Raw genomic sequence first — 12664 nt, forward strand, 5'->3', positions numbered from 1 at the left:
ATTATCCACACCTGCTTTTATAACAATAATATTATTACTGAAACCGTGGCCTTTTGCAAGCATTAAATTTAAGCGAAGGAACCGCGTTGAACAAGAATGCAGATTTCACACCTAAAATTTGGTCGTAAAAACCTTCCCCGGCGGGGAAAACCTTTCGGCTCCTGATAATTCGGGTAACAATTTAACGTAAAGATATGAATTAAGCCAGTCAACAGCTATAGTTGACTGGCTTGATTGTTTTGCAGCTAGGGGCAAAGGAACGAAGGAGCGAATTGGCTATACAGACGATGTCACCCCTGTGTCTTCGGACCTTCATAAACAAAAGCAGTATCTTTGTTCAAAAAGAACGGCCTGTAATATCCTACCGTATCGGACAGCAAAAGAACATCCGGGTGAATTCGAATGTGTAAAACATTCTCAAGGTGTTTTCTTCTGCGTTCGAATTTATTCCATAAAACAGGATACTGATCCTGAATCCGGAACTTCAATTCTTCATCGGCCAAAGCGATGCCGTCTTCCGAACCGACTCCTCCATATCCCGTTACCGACGGAATAATATCGGTCTGCAAAAGCATGCCGCTTGTTAAAGTTTCAACCGAATTTTTATAAATCGGCGAGGAAAGCCACTCTTCATCAGAAGTCAGATGTCCGGGATTCAGCTTCCAGCCGTATTTGCTTTTCGGAAGCACCGCCTCAATAAGATCATATAATTCTCCTCCGCGCATCCCAATATGAATATTTTCAAGCCACGCCACAATGGATGTAAAATATGGGGCGGCGAGAACACTCAAATAATCCTGTACGCCGGCAGGAAGCTCATCGGCACTGTAAACGGCATAGCCGGCCCGGCTGCAAAGCCCGCCTTTATATCCGGACGTCAGCGATATTCTGTCTCCGAGCAACACTTTTTTGTCCGTGGGATAAATGTTCGCGTTTTGAAACCGTTCCCCTGTAGCACAAATGGTAATCACATTATGATGCTGCCCGTATCTGGACAGGTAATTCGCAATCTCCATCTCGGTTTTTCCTGTCTGAAGTTCGTCCATCGCCTGTAAAACACAATTGGAAGCAAGCGACGAACCGAACTCATAATGAGCAATTTCATTGGCGTTGTTGGTTACTCTCACCCCATAGGGGGAGCATAAAAATAAGTCGGCAGCGTTCATGACATCGGACGGGTTTTCAATAATATCAATGATATTCTGAACGATATAATAGGGGATATCAAACAAGGAGCGGTTGGATTCCAAGTTACCGGTGAAATATTTCCATCCAACAAGTCCGATCTTTATCCCTTTCCTGATTTCCGCCTGCTCAAGCAATTCCCTCATATTAAAAGGACTATTCGTCGGCTGATTCGGAAGGGAAAAACAGGGAACATGAATGGCGCTGGCATCTATTCGAGAATAATTCGCAAATTTCAGATTTTCATTGCCCAGCAAAAGGTACGCTTTCCTATTTTTGTGCAATACAAGCAACGCCTCTTCAAATCTAGGAAGAAATCCGGTCAGATATTCGAAATTGGCGCCATGTTCCAAGTCGGCGTAAATCACCAAACAGTCTAAGCCTTTTTGCTCCATCAAAGAATAGACCTTTTCCCGCCTCTCTTTCATTGTTTCGTCCGTTAAAGCTACCGGGTATGCACATGCCGAATCAGAGGGTTTCGCCACCGCCTTCAGCACTGCATTTTTAGAGTTATATTGTGATTGTGTGTCCATCCTTCATCCTACTTTCTGAAAACGGTCCTATAGATTCCGTGGTATTTCTCTTCCATTTTAGATATTATCAACCGGGAAAATAGGTCTGTAGGATCTTCTGCGCGGCAGTCTTTCCGTATATTGATAGGTGGTTCCCTCTGTCAGCGACATCACGCTGTATTTGGAAATTTTAATCAGATCCGGAAAAATATATCCCTGTTTTACAATAACGACGTCGTAGCCTTCCGGATTTACTTTCGCCGCCTCGAACTGATGCGCTTCATTGTAGGAAATGCCTTTGTTGGAAACAATAATATCAATGTCGAAATCATCCATGGAAACGGTAACTGTTTCTCCAATATTCACCATGGTCTTACGGTAGGAATTTACGTTGCCCTTTTGAATGATCGTGCCCTTGATTTTTACTTTTCCACTGTATGGATCGGCCTCGGTACCCAAGTCAAATTCAACGTGTGCCCCAATCTCATAGTCAAGCAGGAACTCCACGCAACCGGGGTCGGTAATCGCCGCGATCAAACACTTTTTATTGTTTAAACTTTTTTTACCCAACAGCTGTTTCAGTACCAGCGTATTATAGCCCGTACCGCCCGCCGTTAGATTATCTCCGGAATCCGTCAGAAACACCGGGCTTCCCTGAAACTGCAAAACGCTGTCCAACGCTTCCTCCGGTTCCATGGTGTTCCCGGAAAAATGGAAGTCCTTCCTTCTGGAAAATACATAATCCGCTATTTTAGTACTTACACGCTCCGCATATTCTGTGTTTTCCGGTGAAGACGGAACAACCGTCACGGCGGCACAGCAAAGGAAGCTATCCTGACGTGTGTATCCGATATGGTAACAGGCAGATAATATCTTATCGGACTTTTCCTCCTCATCCAGCATTTTATTGATGGAAACAAGCGGTTCATCCGTAGAAACACAGCGCTCTCCGCCCAATACAATCGGCACTCTTTGATAGACCGGCTTGATGTCTTTCCGGTTTTTGAGCAGTTGAATCAACAGTTGAGCCGTTTTTATGAACGTCTCCTGTCTGTCGGTATGCGGCGATTGTCTGTAGCAAGTCACAATGTTCACAAGATCGCACATTTCCTGGGTAACGTTCCCATGGGGATCCATTACTACTGCAATTGGAAGAAAGGGGCCGGTGATTTCCCGTATTTCTCTGGCAATATGATGTTCACCCGACTCTCCTTCCAGCCCGACGACATTGCTCGCGCCGTGCAGGAACAGAAAAATACCGTCGACCTCATTCAAATTTTCCTTCAGCGTGGACAAAATACAATTCTCTATAAAATCAAACGCATCCTTGCGTACCAAGCCCTGTGCATATCCATCCGCATGGATCGTCGGAATCAGCTCGATCCCTTCCTTTTCGAAAAGGTCCTTTACATACATCTCCGTCTTGACGTCTTCCCCATACTTCAAATTAAAATCCTGGATTCTGCAGATTTTGTTTGAGTAGGCATTTGCTTCTTCAGAGTAAAACCCAATTAGTACTTTCATTATGATAATCCATCCTTTCTCTGCGTCTCAAGGCATCAAATGCTGTACGCAGCATAGAAAAATTCAAATCTTTTTTCCGCTTTTCCCCGCGCCGATGTCCACAATGGAATCAGCGCGGGAAATCTGAACGGAATTGTTAAAGGATTTATACTGCGGCTAATTCAGAGGGAGTTACAAGCATCTTATTCCCGCTTCCGGACTGGACGACATCTACTTTCATTTTGCTGACATTCTCGTCATTTGCTAGGATAACGGAAACCGTCGTGTCATAGCCTGCTTTTTTAATAGCATCAATGTCAAATTTGATCAGCGGCTGCCCTTCCCGGATTTTATCGCCCTTTGCGACCAACATTTCAAAATATTTTCCATCCAGTTCAACAGTATCAATGCCGACGTGGATAAACAATTCAAGACCCTCCGTATTCTTTACAGTAACAGCGTGACCGGTATGAAACATCATGGATACCTCACCGTCAAAAGGCGCAAAGATCTCCCCTTCTGAAGGAATAACGGCAATACCGCTGCCCAAAGACCCCGAGGCAATTGCCTTATCCTTTACATTTTGCAGTCTGATGATTTCTCCCTTTACCGGTACGGAAATCGCCAAAGGCTTCTGCTCCATTTGCCGGCTGTCTTCCATTTCACTCTCTTCTTCGGGAATATCTTCAAATCCAAAAAGAAAGGTCAGCCCAAACGTGACAACAAAGCTGATGACCACGGCAATTAAAGCGTATACAATATTCATCGGGTTTGCGCCGATATACAACGCGCTCGAAATCAAGCCCGGCGTACCCGCCACATATTTAACAACGCCCGTCAGTCCCATAAATAATCCGCCGACTGCGCCGCCGATCAGGCACGCATACAAGGGCTTTTTCAATTTTAAGTTAACGGCATAAAGGGCGGGTTCGGTAATTCCACATAGAACAGCGGTGATTCCCGCCGTAAAGCTTTCCTGCTTCAGGGCTTTGTTTTTTGTTTTTATAGAAACGGCAAGGGCTGCGGCGCCTTCAGAAATATTGGAAACAAAGTTGCCCGGACCGGCAATCGCTTCATAGCCGTACGTCGCATAGGACTGCATGGACAGCGGAGAAAGAGCCCAGTGCATTCCCGTTATGACAAGCAAAGGATTTAATCCGCCAATCAGGACAGGCAGCACCCACGGAACGTTTACACGCAGGAATTCGCAGGCGGCGCCGAGACCGTAACCGCACCAATAACCAATCGGCCCGAATACCGTCAGAGTAGCCAGCGTCACGATAAAGAAAGTGAGCAGCGGGCACAGAAAATACCGGAATATTTTGGGGATAATCTTTTGAATAAAAGGTTCCACCTTGCTTAAAAACCACGCGGCCAAAATAGACGGTATAATCGCTGAGCTATAGGACACCAGCGGTACCGGAAGGAAGCCGAAGATGGACAGCGGGTTTCCAGCCTTCACTAAAGCTATGAAATTCGGATGTATTAAGACCGCGCCGACGGCCGCTGCCAGAAATACGTTTGTTTTCAGTATTTTCGCCGCGGAAGCCGCAACGAAAACCGGGAAGAAATAAAACCCTGTATCTGCCACTAAAGATATAATCTGATATGTTTGGGCTTCCGCCGGCAACCCGCACAATTTCAAAATGGCCAGAACGGCTTTCAGCATACCGGCAGAGATGATGACCGGAATAATCGGTGAAAAAGAATTCGCGACTAAGCTGAAAGCTCTGGAAAACAGGTTCCCTGTCTTCTGCTCCTCTTCAGGCCCTCCTCCTGTTTTAGACGGCAAGCCCAATTTTTCAATGGCTTCATAGACATGCCCCACTTCGATCCCGATTACGAACTGGACCTGGCCGGAACTGCAAATGACATCAATGACTCCTTTGATACGTTTAGCCTTGTCCAAATCCGCCAGCTTGTTGTCTGCAAGGGTAAGTCGTATCCTTGTCGCGCAATGCGTACAGTAGGAAATATTTTTCTTCCCTCCTACCGCTTCCACAATTTTTTTGGCAACCTGATCATAATCCATTAATAACCCTCCAATAAAATAATTATTAAAGAATTAATAAGTTTTGCCTCTTAACGAGTTACAATCCATTAATTCATTTACCGAATAAAATTAATTGTTGCAGCGCTGAGCGACTCTATGGATTTGAATAATAAAATATGTTTTTTCCTCCAGTGAAATTCCCACATTATATTTTTTGCGAACATACTGTGCGATCTTTTCCGAGCACAGATCTTCTTTCGGATATTGTATTTTCAATGAATGATAAATCGCATCTTCATCGTCACTCTCATATAATTCTTTTGAAAAAATTCTTTTTAAAAAGAATCTGATATGCGTTATAAAACGGATATAACTGACACTCTCCTCGTCCAGCGCGATCCCGAATTCCTCCTGTACAAGCTTTACGATATCGTTTATGGTTTCCACCATACTGATTGTTTCCGTCATACTGTCCGAATTCATTTGTGCATTTACAAAGTGAAGCGTGATATACCCTGCTTCATTATCGCTAAGCTGTATCCTTTCGGAATTGTAAATCATATCCACTGCCTTTTTCGCTGCCTGGAATTCGTTTTTATAGAATTTACGGATTTCACAGAGCATGGCATTCGGCAGATCGATTTTTCTATTCGCTCTCGATATCGCATAATTCAAATGGTCACTCAACGTGATATAAATACATTCATTAAATTCTGTTTTCAATTCTTTTTCGGCCATTTTGACAATCCGATCGGTTACTTCAATATAATGCAACGGAACTTCGTTTAATAATTGAGTGAGTTTCATTGCTAACTTTTCGGAATCCAAAATAAACTTCTTTTCAATCTGAGATTCATTGACCGTGTCTCCGTTTCTCTTTTGAAAAACAATTCCCTTCCCCATAACGATAAATTCGTTGTAACTGTGATCCGTTACCAGAGCAATGTTATTATTATATACTTTTTTAATGGTAAGCATTTGGGACCTCCCTAATAATAAATTAAGACCATAAAAATCCATTACGAATTTTTATGGTCTTGCCTGTTACAGTTCAGTTACAATCCATTTAAAATAACTATTTAATATAAAATTTTCGGTTACGTATTGGTTTCATGATACACGATCATTGTAATTATGTCAATAAACTTTCAACATTAATATAAAAATATATTAAGATAAGCAACAAAAAATGCAATGGAATCTCAATCAAAACGATGCTCCATTGCATTTATCCGTAATATTATTCATTTTTATGTAATTTTAATAATGCTAACATTTAAACCCGCCTGAATAATATTAAAGCGGAAAAATAAAATAAATATTTTTTACGTTAACACCCGGCGCTCCTTGCTAAGGTCACAGATTCTTCTGGAAAAATGACTGCAATCCCTCAAAAGCTTCGTTCTCATCCTCACCTGTAATGTAAACGGTCACTTCGTCTCCGCAGCAAATATTCATCCCCATAATAGAAAAAATCCTTTTGGCGTTTCCTTTTTCCTCGCCTTTTCCTATTTCAATCGTAGATTTATATTTGGCGGCCTCTTTTACCAACAGACCGGCCGGTCTTGCATGGATGCCGACTTTATCACGCACAATATAATGGAATTGTTTCACAACTATGCTCATCCCTTCCTATAATGAATTCTGATTATTTTAAATGCTGAATTGCAGTGCGTCAGGTTCATAATTTCCGTTCTTGTCAACGGCCTGCACGGTCCCCCAAGAACCTAAATCTTCAATCCTGTCTTCCATTCTTACCGAATCAGACGTCTAACGTGTAATTTTTGGATATAAAAAAAACCAAAATCTTACGATTTTGGTTTAGCCTGATTAATCAGTAACATCCCAACTGTTTTTTATTATAACACAAAATTTTCAGTTGTCAATTCTATTCGTTATTTTAGTCATGGCCAAGCATTTTATAAACCGTCAACCTCTAAGCAGACACCCTCCTCCCCGAAATTCGGAGCATGTGGTATGAACAAAAGCAAAGCTCATGATCGACGGCCCTTGAATTTGGCCGGAAGATCGACTTTTCTTTCCGTTCCGGCTATGATTCTTAGCATAGAATCCCGATGAAGAAAAAAGATGAGCGCGGTGCCGGCTAAACTGACGAGACCCGCCTCCAGCCCAAAATTCAGGAAAGCTGGAATCAGAAACAGGATTGGGATCACCAGAGCGCCGACTGCCAGATATCCCGTCGCAAGGACGGCACACAGTCCGGCCAGATTTACGAGCAGTCCCCACAGAGGAGAAAACAGCACAAGATAAGTGCAGGTTACGGCAACGCTCCTGCCACCCCGAAATCTGTGCCAGAAAGGAAACGCGTGACCGGCGGCGGCGGCCAATCCCGCATAAAGGGTAGCGGACGGCCCCAGTGACCTGAACAAAAAGCGGCAGAGAACGCATGGCAATACTGTCTTAGCAACATCTCCGAGCAGCGTGACAGCGGCACACTTAAACCCAAACTGCTCCAAAATATTCGCCATGCCCGGATTTCCTGTGCCGATTGAAAAGACGCTTTTGCCCGTTTTACGGCGGGCAACGACATCGGCCGTCAGAAAGCGGCCGCAGAGATATCCGATGATGATACATAGAAATTGCATATTCGACCGATGACCTCCTAAAAAAGAGTCGCTTCATTTATTTGATCCCTTTGCAAATGGGGATGAGTGCCAATAAGATAACGATACCCACAACACCGACGATAATACCTTCGACCATCACTCCCCAGACCATCGTCATGCACATACCAATGCCCAGTGCCAAAGCGCCGACTACTCCTATAAATACGGTCAGAACGGTTTTGGCATTCCACCTGATGGGCGCTTTATTTTCCATTTTGCGGCGGACTGCGACCATTACAAGAAGAACCACAAGGCCGACCGCACCCATTACTATTCCGGGTTCAAATGCGTTCCATTCGGGAAGCAGGCACATGCACATGCCGATTGCCAGCAGAATTCCTCCGACGGTTGACATAACCAGAGTAACGAAATTGCTTCTCTTCATAAAATATTCCTCCATATTATCGGATGATTCTCATCCATTTGATGGCCTAATCTTACTTCCCGAATGTTTATGATTTGCTTATAAAATGTTTGAGAAATATTAAAATTCCCCGTCCGTACAAAAATGCGGACGGGGCATCGATATTCTCATCCTACATACGGCGAAGCTGCCTGCTCGCCCTGATTACCATACAAACACCGGTCGCAAGCAATATCAGACAGACCGCCGAACCGGTGAGAGCGTTCATGAGCCGCCGGATACTCAGTTCAGTATCGCTTCCGAAAGAGGCGAACATAGCGGTCTGCAGGGACAGCATGGCAACGAGCGCAGAGGCAAAACTAAAGGTTTTGATGGAGACAAGAACAGGGCTGTGTATTTTCCGCGTTCCGGCCATGTAGACAACGGCGCGGGTCAAACAGTAAAAGTCGTACAGGGCCACGGCGAAAACAAGCGTTCCATGATAGAAAAAGCCCTTTCCCTCGCGGACGATGAGGACGACTACTCCTTGTAATGCCGCAGTCATAACAATAAGCAGCACACCGCTGAGGCGGTAAGCCCTGAACTCATGACGGCGGCGGTCTCTTTCGTCGCTCAAAGCCGCGAGCCTGCGGTTATTGCGCAAAAGCAGGAATCGTGCGACACACAGAACAGCGTAATAGCCGGCGAGCACCATCAGCCATGTGGAAACGAAATACCAGCCTGCCACGGCTTTCATGAGCGCCAGCAGAATATCCGTGACAAGTGTTCCGTAAGTCATGGTGATCGTGCGAAAGGAATAATCCGCCATGAGCTTAGAGGTAAAGCCCGTCTTCTGCGCCGCGCTGTGCAAGCGCTCTTTCAGCGACGCGCTCCTGACCGCAAGGGTAATTGACCAAGCCGCAAATGTGAGCGATACGGCGGCGCAAACGTAGACGATAGATACCGCGGCTTCAGGAAGGCCATGGTCATTCTCCCTGGCAACGATCAGAAGGGCCGCCGCCGAGAAAACAACGGCGGCGACGCTAGACGGCACGGCCCTGGGGTGAAAACCGGAGATCCATTTTTTCAGCTTCTTCACGGTTTTCTCACTCCCATTCCCGGATTTATCTTGACACAAAGTGCACGTTCTTTGAGCTGCGGCGTCATATCGCAGCAGCTGTCCACCATGATTTTACACTTCACGCGCAGCAGCACCTCAAATCGTTATGATAAAACCTTGCCGCGCGACAGAAATTATGAAAACCTTTTGGCGCTCGCTTTGCATCCGGTGCAGTGCCCGGAGCATTCCCACAGGTCATCCGCTACGGGTGCCCAATGTTCAGCGGGTGTTTTACACTTTTTGGAAAGGTCAAGCACATTTTCGGGGCTTTCCAGATCGGTGGAACGGGCGGCGGACGTTTCCACCATAGACGCCAGTGCACCGGGGTTATCCAGCAGAGGACAGGGACGCAAGTGGTTTTCATTGAAAGGCTGCCCTTTTCGATAGGCCATAAACAGGGGCGACCGCAGGGCTTCGAGCAGCGTTTTTTGATGGATATTTGAATCGGAATAATGGATAAACGCACAGGGTTCCATATCGCCGCCCGCGTTGATGTGGAAGTACCGCCTGCCTCCCGCGATGCATCCGCCGGCATATTCGCCGTCGTTCCAGAAATCCAGAGTAAAGATCGGCTTGGTCTCCCTGAATTTCCGCACCTGTTCGTACATGAATTTCCGCTGTTCGGCGCTGACCATCAATTCGGGCACGGCAGCTTCCCCGACGGGCATATATGTAAAGAACCAGCAGAATTTGGCTCCCCAGTCGATCATCTGGTCGAAGTATTCCTCGGAGCCGATCATCTGACAATTTTTGCTCGTGTAACAGCAGGAGATGCCGAAAGGCAGGCGTTTCGCTTTCAGGAGCGCCATAGCCTTTTCCACCTTTCTGAAAGTCCCTTCTCCGCGGCGGAAGTCGGTATCAGCTTCGAAGCCTTCGACGCTGATGGCGGGGATGAAGTTTTTAACCCGCAGCATATCGTCGGCAAAAGCCTCATCGATGAGAGTGCCGTTGGTGAAGGCGGTAAACTGGCAGTCGGGATGCGCTTCACAAAGACGGATGATGTCCGCTTTCCGCACCAGAGGCTCCCCTCCCGAGTACAGATAGAAATAAGTGCCGAGCTTCGTTCCCTGCCGGATAATGCTGTCGAGCGTTTCGTAGGACATATTCAGCTTGTTGCCGTATTCAGCCGCCCAACAGCCGGTGCAGTGCAGGTTGCAGGCAGAGGTCGGGTCCATCAGGATCGCCCATGGGATGTTGCATCCGTAATCCTCTGAAAGGGCCTCCTGCTTTGGGAAACCAAGCAGTGCGGCATTCAGCACAAAATTGTGGAACGTGGTTTTCAGGATGTCGTTGTCGATGTCCTTCCAGAGCTTCATGATAAACTGGTACCAGATGTTCTCCTGGTCATCCACAATTTTATGGATCGTTTCTTTCGGCCCGTCCGGGCCGGAAAAATCCTTTCCCCAACCAATGCGGTCGACCCATTCCAGAAGTTTCGGCAGGTTTTTTTCCGGATCGCCCGAAAGGTAGTTCATAGCCTGGTCCAATGCAAAGGACTCCGCTTTTTCTTTTAAATTCATAGTTTTATTCCCCCTTGAGTTTTAGTTGAATATTTGCGTAATGTTTATTCCCGGCAGCTGCTCACTTTGAAAGTAAAGCGTTCGCTTTTTCGCATACCTCATAAATTGCATCATACTGATTTTCAATCATCGGAGTTACCTTAGCGGTCTTTTTCCGCTGAATGTTATGATAGCTAAAATACGGCAGAATCCAGCCGATGAAAGCAGGAATCGCCAGAATAATGCAGAGCGGCAGCATACCGGCAAGGTAAGCAAACACGGAGCCTGCCATGAATGCGGTTCCGAAAAGGCCGATGCTGAATGCGGCAATCATTGCTCCGGTGGTCTTGGAGCGCTCCAGAACATCGATCTCGGCGGCGCAGGATTCAAACTGACGCTGAAGCCTTGTCAATTCCGCCTTATTGCGAATTTTGCGATCGCGCTTTAATTTCAGCGTAATGGCGGAAATCCCCTGCTGGGAAGGCGCAGTCCCATCGAGCTCCCAGCCAAAATTAGCATAACCGTCGGTATATACGGATTCCATGCCGCGGTTAACCGTGACCTCTTTGTACTCATAGCCGATAAAATTATTTTCGTTCCTTGTAATCTCAGACATCATCAACAGCTCCTTTTCTGATTTGTCTTTAAACTGACTCCAGCCATTTGACATGCTTATTTTACCTATGGAATATTTGTGAATTGCTTAGATTTTCCCCTCGCTGCGCAGCCATTTCACGGTATCGGCAATCGTTTGGGAAAACGGCCGTGTGTGGAATCCGAGCTCTTTCTCCGCCTTCTCGGAAGAAAAGTCATTGTTGCGGATTAAGTTGTAGAGTTCAAATTTTAGTGCTTCCATATTTTCTTTGTCTTCAGACCCAACGATACTGCTCTGAGATGCCTGCATCTGCTCAGGAGTCAGAATCGTCTCCACACGCTTCGCCCCGCTTGCCTCGCTGATCAGATCGAACATCTTTCGCATCGAGACCATCTCATTGCTCATAATGTATCCCTCGCCCTTCCGGCCTTTTTCCACGCAGGCAATCACGCCGTCCGCAAGATCGCGAACATCCACGGAATTGAAGGTACCGTCCACACCCACGGGCATTTTCCCCTGGCAATAGCGGATTAAAAAACTGGCAAACAGTCCGAAAGCGCTGTCGTCCGGACCACATATTCCGGAAGGATAGACAATGGAGGCATCCAAGTCCTTGCTGCACACCGCTTCCAGAACATATTGGGTAGCGATCGCTTTTGTTTTTGCATAATAGCCGACTACCTGATCGGGAAAAAATTCTTCCGGCTCCCGGATGATGCGGCCTTTCGGCGCTTCAAGGATCGCCCCGGTGGAACTTACATGCACCAGCTTTTTTACGTGATGGGCAACACATAAGTCAACCACATTTTCTGTTCCCGTGACATTGACATTATAAACTTTTGGGTTGGGCTTTGGAGACGTCGTCACGATGCTTGCGCAATGGATCACGACTGCATCATGGCCTTCAGGTACCGCAAAGAAGGGTTTCAGTGAATTCAGGTCTGTCAGGTCTCCAAAACACACCTCCGCCTCTTTCGGTACATATTTGACGGCAGGATCACCGTTCAGCACCAGCACCCGTACTTTTTTCCCTTGCGAGACCAGTTTGTGGGAAATATTGTTGCCTAAAAATCCTGCTGCGCCTGTTAATAAATAGATTGTGTCTTTCATTTTGAGTTCCTTTCTGTTTCCTGTTTCTGAATTTTATATAATCTGCGGGCGTTGTCACAGCACCCTGAGATCTATCGAAAAAATTAGATGATCGTTTCCGGGGATTCCCTCGGACAATCAAAGCCGTAAATGCAATACAGATAAAACCTATGATCAGCTTTCCGAATATTGATAGAT

General features: G+C 46.1%; 11 protein-coding genes. All 11 read right to left on the reverse strand.

All coding sequences use genetic code 11. The features are described 5' to 3' along the window. Nucleotides 1-290: 290 nt before the first annotated feature. The gene (locus LY85_RS08000) at nt 291-1613 is read right to left on the reverse strand and encodes an aminopeptidase P family protein (RefSeq protein ID WP_243122508.1); all 1323 of its coding nucleotides are present in this window, start codon (nt 1611-1613) and stop codon (nt 291-293) included. Nucleotides 1614-1775: 162 nt separating this feature from the next. Beyond that, nucleotides 1776-3221 (reverse strand): M81 family metallopeptidase, encoded by a 1446-nt coding sequence (locus LY85_RS08005; RefSeq protein ID WP_141826208.1) that lies wholly within the window; start codon nt 3219-3221, stop codon nt 1776-1778. A gap of 145 nt (nt 3222-3366) precedes the next feature. Further along, entirely contained in the window at nt 3367-5232 is a 1866-nt protein-coding gene (locus tag LY85_RS08010; protein ID WP_141826209.1) for a beta-glucoside-specific PTS transporter subunit IIABC, read from the reverse strand. 90 nt (nt 5233-5322) lie between these two features. Beyond that, complete coding sequence (locus tag LY85_RS08015; protein ID WP_141826210.1) at nt 5323-6213, reverse strand: PRD domain-containing protein; 891 nt, start codon at nt 6211-6213, stop codon at nt 5323-5325. 336 nt (nt 6214-6549) lie between these two features. After that, nucleotides 6550-6807, reverse strand: a complete 258-nt coding sequence (locus LY85_RS08020) for an HPr family phosphocarrier protein (RefSeq protein WP_141826211.1) — start codon at nt 6805-6807, stop codon at nt 6550-6552. A gap of 380 nt (nt 6808-7187) precedes the next feature. Beyond that, the gene (locus LY85_RS08025; protein WP_141826212.1) at nt 7188-7799 is read right to left on the reverse strand and encodes a glycerol-3-phosphate acyltransferase; all 612 of its coding nucleotides are present in this window, start codon (nt 7797-7799) and stop codon (nt 7188-7190) included. Between the two features lie 37 nt (nt 7800-7836). Further along, on the reverse strand, nt 7837-8205 hold the full coding sequence (locus LY85_RS08030) for a hypothetical protein (protein WP_141826213.1): 369 nt from the start codon (nt 8203-8205) through the stop codon (nt 7837-7839). Nucleotides 8206-8356: 151 nt separating this feature from the next. After that, a complete protein-coding gene (locus LY85_RS08035) occupies nt 8357-9262 on the reverse strand; it encodes a hypothetical protein (RefSeq protein ID WP_141826214.1) in 906 nt (301 codons plus the stop codon). A 155-nt stretch (nt 9263-9417) separates the two neighbouring features. Beyond that, entirely contained in the window at nt 9418-10803 is a 1386-nt protein-coding gene (locus LY85_RS08040) for a radical SAM protein (protein ID WP_141826215.1), read from the reverse strand. Between the two features lie 61 nt (nt 10804-10864). Then, on the reverse strand, nt 10865-11401 hold the full coding sequence (locus LY85_RS08045) for a hypothetical protein (RefSeq protein ID WP_347562426.1): 537 nt from the start codon (nt 11399-11401) through the stop codon (nt 10865-10867). A gap of 84 nt (nt 11402-11485) precedes the next feature. Continuing rightward, nucleotides 11486-12487, reverse strand: coding sequence for an NAD-dependent epimerase/dehydratase family protein (locus LY85_RS08050; protein ID WP_141826216.1), 1002 nt, complete (start codon nt 12485-12487; stop codon nt 11486-11488). Nucleotides 12488-12664 lie beyond the last annotated feature (177 nt).

It is taken from the genome of Clostridium sp. KNHs216 (assembly GCF_006714885.1).
GTDB lineage: Bacteria > Bacillota > Clostridia > Oscillospirales > Acutalibacteraceae > Caproiciproducens.

Excerpts from the sequence above, each read along its gene's own strand:
- LY85_RS08000 (WP_243122508.1), bottom strand. The coding sequence starts at position 1,613 with ATGAAAGAGAGGCGGGAAAAGGTCTATTCTTTGATGGAGCAAAAAGGC.
- LY85_RS08005 (WP_141826208.1), bottom strand. The coding sequence starts at position 3,221 with ATGAAAGTACTAATTGGGTTTTACTCTGAAGAAGCAAATGCCTACTCA.
- LY85_RS08010 (WP_141826209.1), bottom strand. The coding sequence starts at position 5,232 with ATGGATTATGATCAGGTTGCCAAAAAAATTGTGGAAGCGGTAGGAGGG.
- LY85_RS08015 (WP_141826210.1), bottom strand. The coding sequence starts at position 6,213 with ATGGATTTTTATGGTCTTAATTTATTATTAGGGAGGTCCCAAATGCTT.
- LY85_RS08025 (WP_141826212.1), bottom strand. The coding sequence starts at position 7,799 with ATGCAATTTCTATGTATCATCATCGGATATCTCTGCGGCCGCTTTCTG.
- LY85_RS08030 (WP_141826213.1), bottom strand. The coding sequence starts at position 8,205 with ATGAAGAGAAGCAATTTCGTTACTCTGGTTATGTCAACCGTCGGAGGA.
- LY85_RS08040 (WP_141826215.1), bottom strand. The coding sequence starts at position 10,803 with ATGAATTTAAAAGAAAAAGCGGAGTCCTTTGCATTGGACCAGGCTATG.
- LY85_RS08045 (WP_347562426.1), bottom strand. The coding sequence starts at position 11,401 with ATGATGTCTGAGATTACAAGGAACGAAAATAATTTTATCGGCTATGAG.
- LY85_RS08050 (WP_141826216.1), bottom strand. The coding sequence starts at position 12,487 with ATGAAAGACACAATCTATTTATTAACAGGCGCAGCAGGATTTTTAGGC.